Origin of the sequence: Polystyrenella longa (assembly GCF_007750395.1) — a bacterium.
In the GTDB taxonomy this organism is placed as follows: Bacteria; Planctomycetota; Planctomycetia; order Planctomycetales; family Planctomycetaceae; genus Polystyrenella; species Polystyrenella longa.
The window spans coordinates 3,275,892-3,291,795 of record NZ_CP036281.1 but is presented as its reverse complement, the minus strand read 5'-3'; the positions used below and the strand labels follow the sequence as shown (position 1 = coordinate 3,291,795).

The window sequence follows — 15,904 nt, the reverse complement described above, 5'->3', positions numbered from 1 at the left end:
AGGGTAACGAATAAATAACCTTCATCTGTTCTATTCAGACATTAAGACCTATGTCGATAGCGATCAATAAAGAAGTTGACAATACCATCATCGACCCGGAGGTGCGTCCACCTCTGGTAACGGGGATGAACGACTACACTTCAGTCACGGAAATCGTGGCGGCGGTGGCGGAACGTCCCAGGCCTCCGAAGGCCTGGTTTATCGGCTTTTTTACAGCCGTGTCGTTAACCGGTATGTTGTTCAGTCTGGTGGGTTATCTGATCATCACCGGTGTTGGGGTCTGGGGTAACAATAACCCGGTCTTCTGGGGCTGGCCGATTGTGAACTTCGTATTCTGGGTCGGAATTGGCCACGCTGGTACGTTGATCTCCGCGATTCTATTCCTGTTCCGTCAGAATTGGCGGACCAGTATTAACCGCTTCGCGGAAGCGATGACTATCTTCGCTGTTGTTTGTGCCGGGCTATTCCCGGGAATTCACATTGGTCGTGTTTGGCTCGCTTACTGGCTCTTTCCAATTCCTAATCAGATGTCAATGTGGCCTCAGTTTCGTAGCCCATTATTGTGGGACGTCTTCGCTGTTTCGACGTATGCGACTGTTTCATTGTTGTTCTGGTACATGGGTATGATTCCGGACCTGGCGACTTTCCGCGATCGATCTACTTCCAAAATCAAACGATTTGCCTATGGCCTCTTCTCGATGGGGTGGACCGGTTCCAACCGACATTGGCATCGATACGAACGTGCCTATGGTATTCTGGCAGCTCTCGCAGCTCCGCTCGTGTTGTCTGTACATACAATTGTTTCTTTCGACTTCGCTGTTTCCCAATTACCAGGTTGGCATACGACGATCTTCCCACCCTACTTCGTGGCGGGAGCTGTGTTCTCCGGTTTCGCGATGGTGATCACTTTGATCGTTCCTGCCCGCTACTTCTTCGGTATGCAGGATCTGGTCACGAAGCGACACCTTGAAAATATTAACAAAATTATGCTGGTGACTGGCTCCATGGTGGGTTACGCCTACGCGATGGAATTCTTCATCGCCTGGTATGGTGGTAACCGCTACGAGCAGTTTGCTTTTGTCAGCCGAGCATTCGGGCCATATGCCTGGGCTTACTGGACGATGGTTTCCTGTAACGTAATCAGTCCTCAGTTGTTCTGGTTCAAGAAAGTCCGAACCACTCCCTGGATGATGTTCGTGATCAGTATCTTCGTGAACATCGGTATGTGGTTCGAACGATTTGTGATTACTGTGACTTCATTGTCACGAGACTTCCTGCCTTCCAGTTGGGCTTATTTCACTCCGACCTGGGTTGATGTACTCATGCTGATTGGTAGTTTCGGATTGTTCTTTACGCTCTTCCTGCTGTTCTGTCGATTCCTACCTATCGTGGCGATGGCAGAAGTAAAAGCAGTCATGAATGCTCCTGAGTCAGGAGACTATCACTTGGACGAACCCGAGGCCGTTGCCAGCCACGGTTGATTTTGAATCAATCAGTATTACTGGTTTAATAATAGACAAAAACGTTACCTGGAAATTACTGACGGTATTCTGGTAATTCCAATTATCCGTACGAAAATCATAACGGTTTATCACTATGGCTACGATGTTTGATGAGACAACCTCCACTGAAACAGTGACGACGGTGGAAGGTGTTCTCGCCGAATATGACAATCCTCATGCCCTCATGGCAGCTGCGGAGAAAGTGCGTGATGCGGGATTCAAGAAATGGGACGCACATACTCCCTTTCCCCTTCACGGACTCGATAAAGCGATGGGAGTTCGTACGTCTATCCTCCCGTTCCTGGTGTTGGGCGGTGGATTTGTCGGTGTAGTGGCTGCATTGGGATTACAGTACTTCACGAATGCCTACGATTACCGCTTTATGATCAGCGGTAAGCCTTACTTCAGTTTGCCTGCAAGTATTCCAGTGACGTTCGAGTTGATGATTCTCTTTAGTGCTTTCGCAGCATTCTTTGGAATGTTTGCTTTGAATCAACTGCCAAAATTTGCCAACGCTCTATTTCACAACGAGCGTTTTTTACGAGTAACCTCGGACCGGTTTTTCATCGTTATTGAAGCTGCTGACCCTAGTTACAACGCGGCGGATGTAAATAGCCTTCTGCAGTCGACAGGGGCGATTAATGTCGAAACATATTATTCAGATACTACGGAAACGCGTTTCCCGAAACAAATTAAATCAGCACTGATTACTGTCGCGCTACTAGCGATGTTTGTTCCCGGTTTGATCATCGTCAAACGTAATACGACATCCATTAATCCACGCTTTCATATCGTACCGGATATGGACTGGCAGCCTTACTTCAAGCCTCAAAATACAAACCCATACTTTGCCGACGATCGGGCGATGAGACCTCAAATCGAAGGCACAATCGCTCGTGGCAATTTGGAAGACGACTCGCGTTTTTATCGTGGGATTGAACCGGGTGGTGAAGCGGAACTGGCGAATTTCCTGAATGCATCGTTTCAGGAAGAGCCTGCTGATGGCGAGGAACCGCCAGCAGCGGACGCGGTCCCAGTAGTTGATAACACACCCTGGGTAAGCGAACTTCCGATCGAAGTCAATGAAGTAAATATGGAACGGGGCCGCCAGCGATATCGAATTTATTGCTCTACCTGTCACGGACTTGGTGGTGAGGGCGATGGACTGATCACCTTACGAGCACAACAAATTGGAAGTTCGACTTGGGTGACTCCAGTTCAACTTTCGAGCGAAAGTGTCGTTAATCAACCTGTTGGTAAGATTTTCAATACGATCAGCCACGGCATCCGCAAAATGCCAGGATACGGTTCCCAGATACCAGTTGAAGACAGATGGGCAATTGCCCTGTATGTCCGGGCTCTGCAGAAAAGTCGAACAGCGACAGAGGATCAAATTCCTGCTGATGTCTTAAATAGCTTTGATAAATCGACAGCAAGCACCGATTCCAGCAATGATGGTGTCGGGATCGTTGGCCCGAATGATGACATCAATACAAATACCACCCCGACGCAGACTCCCGACTCACAATAGTCGTTGATGAACATCGAGTTTGCCTTTAGTAACCCGTTTTCGAAATTCAGTTAATCGAACGACCCATGCATCACCATCATCGAGAAATTCCGGAATCTGAACTGAACAGCTCGTTCAAAGAGCTCGGTCCTATCCCTCTGATTGGCTCTATCATAGCCGCAGTGATTGGTTTCGGACTGATTCTGTTAGCGGGACCAGTAGAGAGCAGCGACGGAAATCAGCAGTTCCTGTATTCCTGGCTCGTCAATTTCTCCTTCTTTCTAAGTATCGCCGTTGGTTCACTCTTCTTCGTCCTGTTTCAGCACATCACACGAGCTGGCTGGGGCGTGGTTATTCGACGGTTCGCTGAATTCCTCTCCATGGGAATGATTCCGCTATTTTTGCTTTCACTTCCGATCGTTCTTTCTATCGCATTCGACAGTCATCTGTTGTATTCCTGGAACGATGCAAATGAAGTTGCGTCAAGCGAACTGTTGCAGAAAAAAGTGGGCTTTTTGAATCCAACATTCTTCATCGCTCGCTGGGCGATCTATTTCACTGTCTGGATTGCGATCGCCAAGTTCTTCTTCAATCGATCGATCCTGCAGGATCAGACAAAAGATAAATCCCTGACATTGCTGTTTGAAGCACGAAGTGCTCCCGCGATTATCGCTTTCGCTCTGACGGTCACCTTCGCGTCAATCGACTGGATGATGACACTCGATTATGCGTGGTTTTCTACTATCTTCGGCGTGTACTTCTTCTCCGGAAGTATGGTTGCCTTCTTTGCAGTAGCCATCATTTGCAGCTATTCAATGCAGGTTAAAGGCCTACTCAAGAATGCGATCACCATTGAGCATTACCACGACATGGCGAAACTGCTCTACGGGTTCATCTGTTTCTGGGCTTACATTGCCTTCTCGCAATACATGTTAATCTGGTACGCCAACATCCCTGAAGAAACGGAATGGTATCAGATCAGGCAGGATGGCGAGATATGGACAGTAATCAGTTACTATGTGTTGGTTTTTGGTCACTTTATCATCCCATTCCTATTGTTGATGCCCCGCACTTTGCGTCGCAATAAAGTCTGGATGACTGGTGGAGCGATTTGGATGCTGGTTATGCATTGGATCGATCTTTTCTGGCTGATTATGCCACAACTGCATCACGAAGGTTACATGCCCGGTTTAATGGACTTGGGTTGCTTCCTGGCGGTTGGGGGAGTCTTCTTCGCTGGAGTGACTTACTTTGCCAGTGGACGGGCGTTGCTCGCCAAAGGCGATCCCCGATTATCGGAATCGTTGGCTTTTGAAAATCATTAGTGTTGTCTCATCCAATTGAACTTCTAAAATTAGACATTAAACTCCGCAAAACATCGTGTTATACGTAATGCGGGAGATCAATAATTATGGCGGCTTACGACGATACTGATAACACTCGAATTCTCCATGTCGGAGTCTGGGGTTTCCTGATCACATTTCTATTTGTGCTGTATGCAAATGGTTTCTACCAGTGGTTCCATCACCGGCTTGTCGAACAGAACACGTTCGAGTTCACTGACTCGATTGAAATTCTGGATGAGCAGAATTACGAACTGGACAACTTTGTTCCCCTCGATCCTGAGAAGGGGCGTTATGGTCTTCCCATTCAAGAAGCAATGGAAGAAACCATAATCGAACTGAAACAAGAGCCGGCACCGGCAACTGCTTCTCTGAATTGAGAATCGATTTGACGGAATTCGGCAATGAACTAATAATAGACTTACGAAAGTAGTTAACTTCAGAGCGGAAAGCACAGGTTTATACGAGACGAAATGAATTCAATGCGACGTTCCAATTTAATTATTATGCTGGTCCTTACCTTGATCAGTCTCTGTGGTTTGAGCCAGACGGTGCAGGCGCAATTGCCTCCCGCGGTTCCCGATGGAGTTGGAATTGATGAGCATTTGAATGAAAAAATCCCATTGAATGTTTCTTTCACCGATGATCGAGGAAAGAAGATCTTTCTGGGCAAATATTTCAACAACGATAAACCAGTTGTCCTCTCTTTTAACTATTCTGATTGTCCCATGTTATGCAGTCTCCAGCTTTCAGGGCTGGTGACTGCCCTCAAAGAAATTGAAGGATGGACCGCGGGAGATCAGTTCCAGATTGTATCAATTAGTATTAATCCTGAAGAAACAACTTCGAAGGCGAAAGACACTAAAGCGAAATACCTGAATGCCTACGGAAAACAGAATGCGACCGCTGGCTGGTCGTTTCTTACGGGAACACCGAAATCAATTGAGTTGCTGACCAACGCGGCCGGTTTTAAATATCGATACGTTCCCGAGACGGGTGAATATGCTCATACAGCAGTACTGATTATCTGTGCTCCTGATGGTACTATTACCCGTTATCTTTACGGCGTAGAATATCCAGCTCAAACTTTGAAGCTGTCGCTGTTAGAGGCGTCAGAAGGAAAAGTCGGAACAACGACAGAGCGAGTTTTACTCTTCTGTTATCGATACAACCCGAGTACTGGCACCTATTCCATGATGGCCACTCGGGTAATGACATTCGGTGGAATATGTACACTGGTCGTACTCAGTCTTCTGTTGGTGCCTGTATGGTATCGATCAATGCGGTCCCAATCAGAATCCGATAGTGATAGTGGTCGTGCCCCTGGTGCGGGAACATAACAACCTGAGTTTCTCACTGATTGAATATTTTAATTCACCTAGCATAATCAAGATTTAGCAAAAAATGTCGCCATCGTTATTCGCCCACCGTTCATTCTGGATGCCTCCCCAGAGCTCCACTGCCGCTGAAGGCATCGATTGGTCGTTCATGTTCATCTACTGGCTGAGCGTCGGGTTCTTCGCGCTCATCGTCGGTTTGATGGCGTTATTCGTTTATAAATTCAAACGAAAACAAGGGGTCGAACCTCCTAAATCTCCATCGCACAACCTTAAGATTGAGGTTGCCTGGACTGTGCTGCCTCTCTTTATCGTGTTCTACTTGTTTTATATTGGTTTCGAAGGTTTTGCGAGCAATTATGTAGCACCATCCAATTCGTATCCGATTACGGCACACGGTAAGAAATGGAACTGGACTTTTTATTATCCCAATTCGTACAACGATGGTGTATTGCACGTTCCGCTCGACACCCCAGTTGAAGTGAAAATGACCTCGCTGGATGTGATTCACAGCTTGTTTATTCCCGCCTTTCGCGTGAAAAAAGACGTGATTCCAGCGCGATACACTTCACTCTGGTTCAAGGCAACTGAACTAGGTGAGTTTAACTTGTTCTGTGCCGAGTATTGCGGACAGCAGCACTCAGATATGATCACAAAAGTGATCGTTCATCCGCCATTAGAAGCGGGTAAAGACGTTCTAGTAGAAAAAGAACGACTCGCCGACTCGCCTCTTCCTGAGTATGAAATTCCCTACGAAGTCTGGCTCGCCACAGCTTCAGACATCTTTAGAAATGTGGAGTCGGGCAAAGAGACTCTCGCTGATGTCGGTCGCACGCTTTATGAAAAACGGGGCTGTGCCCAATGTCACTCGATTGATGGTACTGAAGGAGCTTCCAGTGGTAAAAAAGGTCCGTCCTTCAAAGGCAACTTTGGTGAAACATTCTCCTTAAGCAAAGGGGGAGACCAGGTTGTTGTCGACGAGAATTATCTGCTCGAATCGATGAAGGATCCGTCCATGAAAGTACGGAACGGATTTGAAAATATCATGCCGGTGATCAGCTCGCAGTTTCGTGAAGAACGTGAGTACCACGCGATTATCGAGTTCATCAAATCTCTTAACGGAGTCGAAACGATTTCGGGTCAACCCGCAGCTGATAGCGGCGAAGAGACTTCTGAATCAGAAGCAGCGTCAGAAGAAACAAACAATACGGAAGAGTAATTCCTTCAGGGGTACTCTTCAACTATTTGTTAAACATATAAATATTGAGTTTTTGAAAAGTCTATTTCGAGGTCACTACTCATGGCTACGGCGCATGAATCTACCACTAATGAGACATCTGCCCATTCGGCCGACGAGAATTATCTGACAGCCTCCTACGGGTTGAAGTCCTGGTTGTTAACGCTCGATCACAAACGCATTGGGATGATGTACCTGATGGGCGTTATGGGAGCGTTCTTCCTGGGAGGCGTCTTTGCTCTTATTCTTCGTGCAGAACTATTTTTGGGAACACCCAAAACAGTCTTGTTCGATTTGAATATTGAGTCACTAGGTATCTCCATGACCGCCGCAGACATGTATAACCAGATGTTTACATTGCATGGGGCTGTGATGACTTTCCTGTTTATTATCCCCAGTGTTCCTGCGGCTCTGGGTAACTTCATACTACCGATCATGATTGGTGCCAAAGACGTTGCTTTTCCACGTATGAACTTGTGTAGCTTCTATCTGTGGATCGGAGGGGCTGTTTGCTTCCTGCTGGCTATTGTTTTAGGTGGTCTGGATACAGGGTGGACCTTCTACGCTCCCTATAGTACGAGTACGTCCTTTGGAGGAGTATTTGCCGCCTTGTGCGGAGCGTTCATTCTCGGTTTTAGCTCGATTTTCACCGGCTTGAACTTCATTGTAACGTTGCACACCATGCGTCCCCCGGGAATGAACTGGTTCAGAATGCCTTTATTCCTGTGGGCTCTGTATGCCACTGCAATTATTCAACTGCTGGCAACTCCAGTTCTGGGTATTACAGTAATGTTGCTCGCTGTGGAACGTGTCTTGGGGATTGGTATCTTCGATCCCCAATATGGTGGAGACCCGGTTCTGTTCCAGCATTTCTTCTGGTTCTACTCACATCCGGCCGTATACATCATGATTGTTCCCGCGATGGGAGTAATCAGCGAATTGATCTCTACGTTCAGTCGAAAACACATTTTCGGTTACACATTCATTGCTTACAGTAGTCTTGCAATTGCCGTCTTCGGATTTCTTGTCTGGGGACACCATATGTTTACCGCGAGTTCAGAACTGGGAGCGGCCGTCTTCAGTCTGCTGACTTTCAGTGTGTCGATTCCTTCTGCTATCAAAGTCTTTAACTGGCTGGCGACGATGTACAAGGGCTCGATCGATTTGCGAACTCCCATGTTGTACGCCCTTTCTTTTCTAGCCCTGTTTACTATTGGTGGATTAACCGGCCTGTTCCTCGGAACTCTGGCTACAGACGTGCATCTCCATGATACTTACTTTGTTGTTGCTCACTTTCATTATGTAATGATGGGTGGAACACTAGTCGCCTTTCTCGGTGGAATTCATTATTGGTGGCCCAAAATGACCGGGAAAATGTATGACGAAAAATGGGCCTCGATCTTCGCAGTTGGTATTTTCCTCTTTTTCAACCTGACGTTCTTCCCACAGTTCATCATGGGAAGCCGGGGGATGCCTCGTCGTTATTACAACTACGTTGAGGAGTATCAGATTTACCACCAGATATCGACTATTGGTGCCTTCTTGCTAGGGATGTCCTTGCTGGGTGCAGCGATCGTTCTGCTCCGTTCATTAAAGAATGGGGAAAAAGCACCGGCAAATCCTTGGGGTTCAGCTACGCTTGAATGGAAATGCACCTCTCCTCCACCACATAATAACTTCGATAATCCGCCGGTCGTTGGCGATCCATACGATATGCAGTCAGTTGTTTATGATCCTGAAATCAAAGGTTTTGTGGATCGGAAACCGGACAACCCTAACCCGGCAACGAGTTAGTCTGTAAACCACCCACTGACGTATCGTTCCTACTTTTTCCCGCAGTATTCCTTAGTAAAGTCGGATGTCATGACCACAGTCGCGACGGACCCTCAATCAGATCATTCAGATCACCACGATCATCCCGCATTCCTGGCGCACCATTTTGAAAATCCGGAACAACAGTACGATTCCGGCAAACTGGGAATCTGGCTGTTTCTGGTCACGGAAGTTCTCTTTTTCAGTGGTCTGTTTGTTGCCTACATTATTTACCGATACTTCAATCCCGAAATTTTCATCTACGCCGATGACTTTCTTGATGTTCGACTCGGTTTCCTGAATACAATTATTCTGTTGTTCAGTTCGCTCACAATGGCTTGGGCTGTTCGCAATGCACAGTTAAATCAGAAATTGGGATTGATAATCAATCTCTCCCTGACCTTAGTCTGTGCGTTTGCCTTCCTCGGTGTGAAATATGTGGAATATAGCCACAAATTTCATGATGGATTACTTCCTGGAAAACACTTCAATCCGGTAGTTCATCATGAAGGAGAAGATGGCCACGCCGCAGATCATGGTGCAGAAGGGAGTGCCGCTGCGAACGAGACTTCCGAGCACGAATCTTCTGAAGGTATCGCTGAGCATCCTGCCGAAAAACCGATTCCACGGAATGCGGGTATTTTCTTTAGTATCTATTTTTGTATGACTGGTCTGCACGGAATTCACATCCTATTTGGGATTGGCTTCATTACATGGCTGCTTGTCAGGGCGGTGCGAGGTGAGTTTAACGACCAGTATTTCGGGCCAGTCGATTATGTTGGACTGTATTGGCACTTGGTCGACCTGATCTGGATTTACCTCTTCCCACTGCTATATTTGATTGGTTAAGACGTCGGCGAGCCTGAAGGTAAGCGGCGTATGATTCGGCAATATCTAGTGGTCACGTCTGTTTTCAAATACGTTTTTTATATTGGTTTAAATCGATGAGTCACTCTGGAGATAGTCACAACGAAAATCATGGGTTCGCTCATGCTTTGCCTGTCTGGGTTCTGCTGACAGTCTTTTTCGCATTGGTCGGCTTGACCTGTCTGACAGTCTGGACAGCCGGGCTGGACTTTGGAGGGCACGATCTCGTATTAGCGATGGTGATCGCCACCGTCAAAGCAACCATGGTTATGTTGTTCTTCATGCACTTAATCCAAGAGAAGAAATTCAACATCCTGGTGTTCATGAGTTCTTTTTTATTCGCTTCTCTGTTCCTACTCATTACTCTGATGGATAAGAATTCCTACGAACCTTTCGTAGAAGAACGAATGAGCGAAACGATTTTGGAAATCCAAGTTCCAGCCCCCAGTGAGTGACGTCTTTGTCACCAGATCGTAAATGAAATGGCTACCTCGTATCGCGATAAGAATCCCATCACGACTTCGCAGCATATCGAAGCCTGGACATTGGGCATGAAGCTGTTGATAGGGTCATTATCGATCTTTTTTCTCGCTGGCATCCTGGGCTACGTCGTCATCCAGCAGCAGCATATCAGCCTGCGGTATTCTAAAGCGTTCACAATTCCGATGTCGTTGTGGTGGAGTACGGCGGCGCTTATTCTGGTTAGCTTCGCCATGCACAGAGCCATGGTGAGCGTGCGGCGAGAACAATTTCAGACGAAGCGAATGATACTGATTAGCCTCGCGGGAGCGGTTGCATTCACGGTCTTTCAGATCGTCGGTATGACAGAAGTACTGCAAGGGCATTATCAGTTGCTGTTTACCTCAGAAAAAGGGATGAACGGCATCGCCTTCTGTCTGATGCTGATGCATGCGTTGCACGTCGCGATTGGTTTGATCTGGTTGGGTGTGGTCGCGAAAAACATTTTCACTTACCGTTACGATCATGAATATCACTTGGGACTGTCTCTGTGTGCCTTCTACTGGCATTTTCTGGATTTCATCTGGATCGTCATGTTCCTAGTCTTCATTGGAACCAACCTGGCGTAAGTCCTCTTCTGTGTGATTTATTCCGCTGATCATGTGACTATGCAGATTCCACGAGCCTTCGCATCATTCTTCTGCCTATTCGCATCCATAAATAGTCGTTTTCTCGCCTGGTATGCCGAATTAGAGGCGAACCTTTCGCTAGAGTCAGACTCTATTTACTGGTCTGTGGTTGCGTGAGTCGAGCCTGCTGTTCACAGGCTGTTACCGTCGTTCGTATTCGTTACAATTAGGGTTCGCGGAACGACTCTATCTTGAACCGCCACGATTGAAACGGACTCATCTCCATCTTTTGAGTAGAAACAATTCCCAGCTATCATGACGGCGATCGCGGACTATGAACGTCTCCTCTCTGAAGTCCTCAGCCGTGACAAGCATGGGCTGGAGCAACAGCTTCGTCGCCTCAAAACGTCACTCACGGCGGGGAAACCTGCGGAGGAGCTACGTGCCCAGTTCGAAAAACGTCTGGATGACTCTCGCCAACAATTGTTCAATCGCAGGGAACGTAAACCGAAGCCCAGCCTGGATGCAGATCTCCCTATCCTGAATCACCGGGAGGAACTGAATGCGGCCATTCGCGATCATCAGGTCGTGATTGTTGCGGGGGAGACCGGGTCTGGAAAATCGACACAGCTTCCACAACTCTGTCTCGAGATGGGTCGGGGAGTTAGTGGATTGATTGGACACACGCAGCCACGCCGGATTGCTGCTCGTACGATCGCATCGCGGATTGCCCAGGAATTAAAGGTGAGCCAAGGGAAAGAAGTCGGGTATAAGATCCGCTTCACTGACAGCACATCGGCGGATACTTACATTAAGCTGATGACAGACGGTATCTTGCTTGCAGAGATGCAGAATGATCGATTTCTGAGCCAGTACGATACGCTCATCATTGATGAGGCTCATGAACGGTCGTTGAATATTGATTTCCTGCTCGGTCTTCTCAAAAAGATGTTACCGAAACGACCAGAACTGAAACTGATTATTACTTCGGCCACGATAGACGCAGATCGTTTCAGCGAGTTCTTTAAAACTCATGGTGTTCTTGCGCCAATTCTGAACGTCTCAGGGCGGAGTTACCCGGTTGATGTTTGGTATCGCCCGCCGGAAGAAAGCAAAGAGGACGATGTCGATTGGATGACGTCCGTTTGCGATAGTGTGCAGGAAGTCTGCCAACATGGCCCCGGTGACGTACTCATCTTTCTACCGACAGAACGAGATATCCGGGAATTGGCTACGCAGTTGCGGGGAAGAACGATTGCGGGTGATTATCAGAATCGAAAGACAGAGATCCTTCCACTCTATGCGCGCTTGTCCAATGCGGAACAGAACAAGGTTTTCCAAACAGGATCACAGAGACGAATTGTTCTGGCTACGAATGTCGCTGAGTCATCGTTGACTGTTCCGGGAATTCGATACGTTATTGACACCGGGCTGGCGAGGCTGAGCCGGTACTCCGCTCGTTCCAAAATTCAGCGATTGCCTATTGAGCCCGTTTCACAAGCATCGGCCAATCAGCGCAAAGGTCGTTGTGGTCGAGTCGGACCGGGGATTTGCGTTCGTATTTATAGCGAAGCGGACTTCAACTCTCGCGATGAATTTACGACTCCAGAAATTCAGCGAAGTAATCTGGCGTCAGTCATTCTTCAGTCCACTGCGAACCGATACGGGAATCTTGAGACGTTTCCCTTTCTTGATCCGCCACGTCCGACAATGATTCGCACAGGTTATAAAACACTGCACGAGTTGGGGGCACTCGACGAGCAGCAGCGTTTGACGGAGATCGGAAAGAAGCTGGCCAAATTGCCGGTTGACTGCCGCATCGGGCGTATGATCCTTGCCGGTGATGAAGAAAACTGCCTGCATGAATTGCTGATTATTGCCTCCGCTCTGGAAATACAAGACCCACGTGAACGTCCAGTTGAGAAACAGTCGGCGGCGGACCAGGCCCATTCTCGATTTTCTGATGAGAATTCCGACTTTCTAAGTTACCTGAAATTATGGGACGCCTATCATAAGTGGAAGACTGATTTATCGAACAATCAACTTCGCAAAAAATGCCTTCGCGAGTTCGTCTCTTATAATCGAATGCGTGAATGGTCAGAGATATTCCGGCAGTTGAGCGACCTTGTTCGGGAACTCGGTTTAAAGCGACAGAAACGTCGTGATGATGGCGACGCAATCCATCGAGCGTTACTCTGCGGGCTTCTTTCCAATATTGCAACAAAGTCGGACAAGTACGAGTACCTTGGAGCGGGAGGACACCCGCTTTATCTCTGGCCCGGCTCGACCTTGTTCAAGAAGAAGCCCAAATGGATCATGGCAGGGGAGTTGGTCGAGACAACGCGACGTTTTGGTCGCACTATTGCGAGGATAGATCCTAACTGGCTGGAAAGAATCGCCGGTCATCTAATCAAACGGAGCTACGGTCCACCTTTCTGGAGTGCCGATCGTGCGGCGCCGATGACCGATGAAAAATCGACTCTGTTCGGTTTGACGATCATTCCCCGAAGACCAGTGAATCTTGGTCGTGTTAATCTAGAGGAAGCTCGGCACCGGTTTATTGTGCATGGGTTGGTCGAAGGAGATATGGAATGTCAGGCAACCTTCTTTAAACAGAACCAGGAAAGGTTGCAGGAAGCTGAAGCGATCCAACATAAGCTGAGAAAATACGATTTACTGGCCGATCAGCAAAGTCGCTATGAGTTCTTTGATCGCCAATTGCCGGATGATGTCTGTGATCTGCCACGTTTGAACAAGTGGCTCAAGACGGCGGAACGGTCGAATCCCTATGTGCTGCAATACTCTCTGAACGATCTCATTCAGGAAGATCAGGATTCGGAGTCGGACAAACAGTTCCCCGATTATCTGGAGCTGGGGCAGAATCAGTTTTCGCTCGAATATAAACTGGCTCCGGGCGAGGAGGATGATGGCATCACGATGACTGTCCCCAAGGCGGCGATCAACCAGATTGACCGACAACGCCTGGGATGGCTAGTTCCTGGATTACTTGAAGAGAAAGTGACCGCCCTGATCAAGTCTCTTCCCAAACAGTTGCGGAGGATGTTTGTTCCCGCTCCCGACACGGCTCGAGAGATTATGGAGAAACTCTCATTCGGGGATGGGGAACTACTGGAGCAAGTCGCTCTCAATCTCAGTCGCATGTCGGGTGAGCCGATCACCTCCACGGACTTCGACGTACACAAGATACCAACTCACTTGCGTATTAACTTGAAGGTGATTGACCAGGATAATACCTTGGTCAAAAAAGGAGAAACGCTGGAAGAACTCCAGCGTGAGGTGGAACAGACAGCAGGAAGTACTCTGTTCGATATTGATGCATCTCAATGGAATCGGTCTGGTTTAACTGAGTGGCCTGATTTGGATTTACCTGAAGTCGTCGAAGTCGATCACCAGGGAATGAGGTTGAAAGCTTATCCCTGTTTGACTGATGACGGAGAATCTGTCAGCTTGATTCTGGTTGATTCTCCAGAGAAGCGTTTCCGATTACATCGGGAAGGGATACTTCGATTGTTTCTACTGAAGCATCATCGACAGATACGCACCCAAATTGAAAACTTTCCCGGTCTGAATCAAATCCAGTTGCTTTCTTCTTCAATCTCTGGAATGAACCTCAGAGAGCAGCTGACTTATCTACTTGCTCGTCGTGCGCTGTTTATGAATGATCAATTGCCCGTCACAGACGATCAATTTCAGGCTTTATGTAAACAGGCTCGAAATCGATTGTCGGTCATCATTCAGGAACTAGTCGATCTCATCGGTCCGCTGGTCGATCAATATCACGACGTACTGATGATGTTAGACAGAACAAAACTGCCCTACCTGAAACCGATTGTGGATGATGCTCGTTCCCAGTTGGAGCATCTGGTGCAACCGCAGATGTTCACGGATACTCCGTTTAACTGGCTCAGTTACTATCCGCGTTATCTCAACGGAATTAAATACCGCTTAGAGAAAGCAACCACCGGTAATCACGAGAAAGATTTGATACAGCTGCCGCACTTCCTCCCGCTGTGGGACAAGGCTCGTAAGCGATTGGAGTCTCGAATAGGGATCGATGATCCTGAATTTATTCTGTATCGCTGGATGATTGAAGAACTGCGGGTTTCTATCTTTGCGCAGCCTTTGGGTACATCGCAGACGGTCTCCATCAAACGATTGGAGAAGCAGTGGAAAAAGGTTCGGCAGTAAAAATCTCTGAGTTATAATCGCTGAGTCTATTAATGCGAAATATGTTCCGCTCAAAAAGAAAACCAGCCTCGTCGAAAGAAGATCGGCGAAGCTGGCGTTCGGTGGGTGTCTCTGATCGTTCTGTCTAGACGTGGATGGCTGAACCACCATCGACTGTCAATGTCTCGCCCTGAATGAGGTCGCTGAGCGGGCTGCACAGGAAGAGAATCGTATTAGCGACGTCGTCGGCTTCCAGAACTCGCTGTCCCATCATGGACTTCGTGTCGCGTTCGGCGAACATACGGTCGGAGAATGGAATCTTACGAGTAGAGTCGGTTTCCACCAGACCCGCTTTGACGACGTTCACATTGACGTGATCACCAACTTCTAATGTGAGGTGCCGAGCAACGCTTTCGAGAGCCGCTTTAGAGCCACCGATCAGACCGTACATGGGAAGAGCCATGTGTGAACCGTGGCTGGAAATCGTGACGACTTTACCGCGACCTTGTGATTGGGCGAGGAGCGGGTATGCCGCACGGACCAGGAAGATCAACGAAAGAACGTTGATATCCATCGCGGTGTGGAAGTGTGCCCGTTTTGATTTGAGGAGGGGACGGAAACCACCAGTGGCGGCATTACTGACAAGAATGTCGAGCTGCCCGATATTCTCTTTGATGAAGTCCATCATGCAGTCGATGTCATCTTCTTCGCCCATGTCGGCTTTGATGACATAAACCTGGCGACCCATCGAGAGGATTTCCTGGGCCAGCTCCATGGCGGCGGCCTGAGATGTGGCGTAGTTGACGATGATATCCGCCCCGGCTTGAGCCAGTTTCAAAGCGGTGGCTCGTCCAATACCGCGTGAGCTGCCTGTTACCAGAGCGATTTTGCCTGTCAGGTCAATCATGGTTTTAAACCTTTCGTCAGTTGGAAACCGGCTGGTCCGGTAATATCTGTTTGTCTGTTGTAAGTAGAGGAATATCTTATTTGGATTCAATTCAAATTCGCTGAGCGAGCGGC

Annotated in this window: 12 protein-coding genes; 11 read left to right on the top strand and 1 reads right to left on the bottom strand. The window is 48.0% G+C overall.

All coding sequences use genetic code 11. The features are described 5' to 3' along the window. Positions 1 to 50 precede the first annotated feature (50 nt). From nrfD to hrpA, 11 genes are all read left to right on the top strand, one after another. Positions 51 to 1,481: an NrfD/PsrC family molybdoenzyme membrane anchor subunit gene (gene nrfD / locus Pla110_RS12255; protein ID WP_144996042.1), complete on the top strand. Its 1,431-nt coding sequence runs from the start codon at positions 51 to 53 to the stop codon at positions 1,479 to 1,481. A gap of 115 nt (positions 1,482 to 1,596) precedes the next feature. Continuing rightward, on the top strand, positions 1,597 to 3,033 hold the full coding sequence (locus tag Pla110_RS12250) for a quinol:electron acceptor oxidoreductase subunit ActD (protein WP_144996041.1): 1,437 nt from the start codon (positions 1,597 to 1,599) through the stop codon (positions 3,031 to 3,033). Positions 3,034 to 3,098: 65 nt separating this feature from the next. Then, a complete protein-coding gene (locus Pla110_RS12245) occupies positions 3,099 to 4,337 on the top strand; it encodes a quinol:cytochrome C oxidoreductase (protein ID WP_144996040.1) in 1,239 nt (412 codons plus the stop codon). Positions 4,338 to 4,423: 86 nt separating this feature from the next. Beyond that, the gene (locus tag Pla110_RS12240; RefSeq protein WP_144996039.1) at positions 4,424 to 4,735 is read left to right on the top strand and encodes a hypothetical protein; all 312 of its coding nucleotides are present in this window, start codon (positions 4,424 to 4,426) and stop codon (positions 4,733 to 4,735) included. 102 nt (positions 4,736 to 4,837) lie between these two features. After that, a complete protein-coding gene (locus Pla110_RS12235) occupies positions 4,838 to 5,695 on the top strand; it encodes an SCO family protein (protein ID WP_197440165.1) in 858 nt (285 codons plus the stop codon). Between the two features lie 64 nt (positions 5,696 to 5,759). Then, positions 5,760 to 6,911, top strand: a complete 1,152-nt coding sequence (gene coxB / locus Pla110_RS12230) for a cytochrome c oxidase subunit II (protein WP_144996037.1) — start codon at positions 5,760 to 5,762, stop codon at positions 6,909 to 6,911. Positions 6,912 to 6,992: 81 nt separating this feature from the next. Next, positions 6,993 to 8,723 (top strand): cytochrome c oxidase subunit I, encoded by a 1,731-nt coding sequence (locus tag Pla110_RS12225; protein ID WP_144996036.1) that lies wholly within the window; start codon positions 6,993 to 6,995, stop codon positions 8,721 to 8,723. A gap of 69 nt (positions 8,724 to 8,792) precedes the next feature. After that, positions 8,793 to 9,590: a cytochrome c oxidase subunit 3 family protein gene (locus tag Pla110_RS12220; RefSeq protein WP_144996035.1), complete on the top strand. Its 798-nt coding sequence runs from the start codon at positions 8,793 to 8,795 to the stop codon at positions 9,588 to 9,590. Positions 9,591 to 9,685: 95 nt separating this feature from the next. Further along, positions 9,686 to 10,063 carry a cytochrome C oxidase subunit IV family protein gene (locus Pla110_RS12215; RefSeq protein ID WP_144996034.1) on the top strand — a complete coding sequence of 126 codons (378 nt, stop codon included), beginning with the start codon at positions 9,686 to 9,688 and terminating at the stop codon, positions 10,061 to 10,063. A 27-nt stretch (positions 10,064 to 10,090) separates the two neighbouring features. Further along, positions 10,091 to 10,696: a cytochrome c oxidase subunit 3 gene (locus Pla110_RS12210; protein ID WP_144996033.1), complete on the top strand. Its 606-nt coding sequence runs from the start codon at positions 10,091 to 10,093 to the stop codon at positions 10,694 to 10,696. Positions 10,697 to 11,011: 315 nt separating this feature from the next. Next, positions 11,012 to 14,905, top strand: a complete 3,894-nt coding sequence (hrpA, locus tag Pla110_RS12205) for an ATP-dependent RNA helicase HrpA (RefSeq protein WP_144996032.1) — start codon at positions 11,012 to 11,014, stop codon at positions 14,903 to 14,905. 124 nt (positions 14,906 to 15,029) lie between these two features. Here hrpA and Pla110_RS12200 read toward each other — a convergent pair whose 3' ends face one another. Beyond that, on the bottom strand, positions 15,030 to 15,791 hold the full coding sequence (locus Pla110_RS12200; RefSeq protein WP_144996031.1) for an SDR family oxidoreductase: 762 nt from the start codon (positions 15,789 to 15,791) through the stop codon (positions 15,030 to 15,032). Between the last annotated feature and the right edge of the window lie 113 nt (positions 15,792 to 15,904).